The organism is Streptococcus sp. E17BB, assembly GCF_041807725.1.
Classification (GTDB): Bacteria; Bacillota; Bacilli; order Lactobacillales; family Streptococcaceae; genus Streptococcus; species Streptococcus entericus.
In genome coordinates this window covers 1-3,675 of the sequence record NZ_JBGTZC010000065.1, presented here as the reverse complement: position 1 = coordinate 3,675, position 3,675 = coordinate 1, and the positions used below count along the sequence as shown (strand labels likewise).

The following is a 3,675-nucleotide window of genomic DNA, read 5'->3' as shown; positions in this document are numbered from 1 at the left end:
GTCCCTCCATCACTTCATACTCTAGTACAGGAATATCAACCTGTTGGCCATCGGATACACGTTTACGTCTCTCCTTAGGTCCCGACTAACCCAGGGCGGACGAGCCTTCCCCTGGAAACCTTAGTCTTACGGTGGATGGGATTCTCACCCATCTTTCGCTACTCATACCGGCATTCTCACTTCTATACGCTCCAGCACTCCTCACGGTATGCCTTCGCCGCATATAGAACGCTCTCCTACCATACTACTATTGTAGTATCCACAGCTTCGGTAATGTGTTTTAGCCCCGGTACATTTTCGGCGCAGGGTCACTCGACTAGTGAGCTATTACGCACTCTTTGAATGAATAGCTGCTTCTAAGCTAACATCCTAGTTGTCTGTGCAACCCCACATCCTTTTCCACTTAACACATATTTTGGGACCTTAGCTGGTGGTCTGGGCTGTTTCCCTTTCGACTACGGATCTTAGCACTCGCAGTCTGACTGCCGACCATAATTACTTGGCATTCGGAGTTTATCTGAAATCAGTAAACCGAGATGGCCCCCTCATCCAAACAGTGCTCTACCTCCAAGAATCTCAATGTCGACGCTAGCCCTAAAGCTATTTCGGAGAGAACCAGCTATCTCCAAGTTCGTTTGGAATTTCTCCGCTACCCACAAGTCATCCAAGCACTTTTCAACGTGCCCTGGTTCGGTCCTCCAGTGCGTCTTACCGCACCTTCAACCTGCTCATGGGTAGGTCACATGGTTTCGGGTCTACGTCATGATACTAATGCGCCCTATTAAGACTCGGTTTCCCTACGGCTCCGCTTCTACCACTTAACCTCGCATCATAACGTAACTCGCCGGTTCATTCTACAAAAGGCACGCTCTCACCCATTAACGGGCTCGAACTTGTTGTAGGCACACGGTTTCAGGTTCTATTTCACTCCCCTTCCGGGGTGCTTTTCACCTTTCCCTCACGGTACTGGTTCACTATCGGTCACTAGGGAGTATTTAGGGTTGGGAGATGGTCCTCCCAGATTCCGACGAGATTTCGCGTGTCTCGCCGTACTCAGGATACTGCTAGGTATAAAGACTATTTCAAATACGAGGCTCTCACTCTCTTTGGCTGACCTTCCCATGTCATTCTTCTATACTCTTTAAGTCCACAACGCAGTCCTACAACCCCAGAGAGTAAACTCTCTGGTTTGCCCTCCTGCCGGTTCGCTCGCCGCTACTAAGGCAATCGCTTTTGCTTTCTCTTCCCGCAGCTACTTAGATGTTTCAGTTCACTGCGTCTTCCCTCCAAGCTCCTTAACAGAACTGGATACTAACCATCAAGTTAGTGGGTTCCCCCATTCGGACATCTCTGGATCAGCGCTTACTTACAGCTCCCCAAAGCATTTCGTTGTTAGTCACGTCCTTCTTCGGCTCCTAGTGCCAAGGCATCCACCGTGCGCCCTTATTAACTTAACCTTTAAAATTAAATTTGTTCTCTACAGCGTTTCGGTTTATTTCTTGTTACTATTTCATTTATCTTTTTTAATAAATGGAATTTGATATAGATATTCAATTGTCAATGGTCCCTAGGATAGTTCCCTATCCTATGGAGCCTAGCGGGATCGAACCGCTGACCTCCTGCGTGCAAAGCAGGCGCTCTCCCAGCTGAGCTAAGGCCCCGTACATATAGTATGTACTATTAACGTTATTTAATTCTTTTCAATATGATATCGAGTGGTATCCGCTGGTCCCTGTCGTGCGCTAACGCTTCGACAAAGCTTCAACCTGAAGGTTTCGCTTAGCTGAGCTAAGACCCCACATACGTTGTATGAGTTTACAACCCTTCAGAACTAAACAAGACAAACGCAAGTATCCTTTTCCTTAGAAAGGAGGTGATCCAGCCGCACCTTCCGATACGGCTACCTTGTTACGACTTCACCCCAATCATCTATCCCACCTTAGGCGGCTGGCTCCAAACGGTTACCTCACCGACTTCGGGTGTTACAAACTCTCGTGGTGTGACGGGCGGTGTGTACAAGGCCCGGGAACGTATTCACCGCGGCGTGCTGATCCGCGATTACTAGCGATTCCGACTTCATGTAGGCGAGTTGCAGCCTACAATCCGAACTGAGATCGGCTTTAAGAGATTTGCTTGTCGTCACCGACTTGCGACTCGTTGTACCGACCATTGTAGCACGTGTGTAGCCCAGGTCATAAGGGGCATGATGATTTGACGTCATCCCCACCTTCCTCCGGTTTGTTACCGGCAGTCTCGCTAGAGTGCCCAACTGAATGATGGCAACTAACAATAGGGGTTGCGCTCGTTGCGGGACTTAACCCAACATCTCACGACACGAGCTGACGACAACCATGCACCACCTGTCTCCTCTGTCCCGAAGGAAAATCCTATCTCTAGGACGGTCAGAGGGATGTCAAGACCTGGTAAGGTTCTTCGCGTTGCTTCGAATTAAACCACATGCTCCACCGCTTGTGCGGGCCCCCGTCAATTCCTTTGAGTTTCAGCCTTGCGGCCGTACTCCCCAGGCGGAGTGCTTATCGCGTTAGCTTCGATACTAAGCCCCGGATAGGGCCTAACATCTAGCACTCATCGTTTACGGCGTGGACTACCAGGGTATCTAATCCTGTTCGCTACCCACGCTTTCGAGCCTCAGTGTCAGTTACAGACCAGAGAGCCGCTTTCGCCACCGGTGTTCCTCCATATATCTACGCATTTCACCGCTACACATGGAATTCCACTCTCCCCTTCTGCACTCAAGTTAAACAGTTTCCAAAGCATACAATGGTTGAGCCACTGCCTTTTACTTCAGACTTATCTAACCACCTGCGCTCGCTTTACGCCCAATAAATCCGGACAACGCTCGGGACCTACGTATTACCGCGGCTGCTGGCACGTAGTTAGCCGTCCCTTTCTGGTAAGATACCGTCACTTAATGGATTTTCCACTCCCACTAACGTTCTTCTCTTACAACAGAGCTTTACGATCCGAAAACCTTCTTCACTCACGCGGCGTTGCTCGGTCAGGGTTGCCCCCATTGCCGAAGATTCCCTACTGCTGCCTCCCGTAGGAGTCTGGGCCGTGTCTCAGTCCCAGTGTGGCCGATCACCCTCTCAGGTCGGCTATGTATCGATGCCTAGGTAGGCCGTTACCCTACCTACTAGCTAATACAACGCAGGTCCATCTGATAGTGAAGCAGTTGCTCCTTTCAAACTTTTCTCATGCGAGAATAGTTGTTATGCGGTATTAGCTATCGTTTCCAATAGTTATCCCCCGCTATCAGGCAGGTTACCTACGCGTTACTCACCCGTTCGCGACTCAGTCAACTCGATGGAGCAAGCTCCGGTGATTTGACTGCGTTCCACTTGCATGTATTAGGCACGCCGCCAGCGTTCGTCCTGAGCCAGGATCAAACTCTCATATATATAAAAGTTGATTTGTCTCAGTCATTACTGACTTTTTCCGTTTATTGACGGGATTAAACATCTCATCTAATCCCAACTTGGTTCGTCTTGTTCAGTTCTCAAGGGTCATGCGTTGTCTCCTAAGAGACAACTCCTATATTCTATCAAATCTAAGATAAACTGTCAACTACTTTTTTAAACTTTTTTAAAAGTTTTTTTCGTCCGCTCTCTCAGACTCATGCTCTCTTTCGAGAACTGTTATATCTTATCACAT

The 3,675-nt window shown here is 48.8% G+C and carries 1 tRNA gene and 2 rRNA genes; all 3 read right to left on the bottom strand.

The features are described 5' to 3' along the window. A 23S ribosomal RNA gene (locus ACERC7_RS10465) occupies positions 1-1,457 on the bottom strand; the annotation flags it as partial. Between the two features lie 131 nt (positions 1,458-1,588). Continuing rightward, positions 1,589-1,661 (bottom strand) — tRNA-Ala (locus tag ACERC7_RS10460). A gap of 205 nt (positions 1,662-1,866) precedes the next feature. After that, positions 1,867-3,422: ribosomal RNA gene (locus ACERC7_RS10455) — 16S ribosomal RNA — on the bottom strand. Positions 3,423-3,675: the final 253 nt, after the last annotated feature.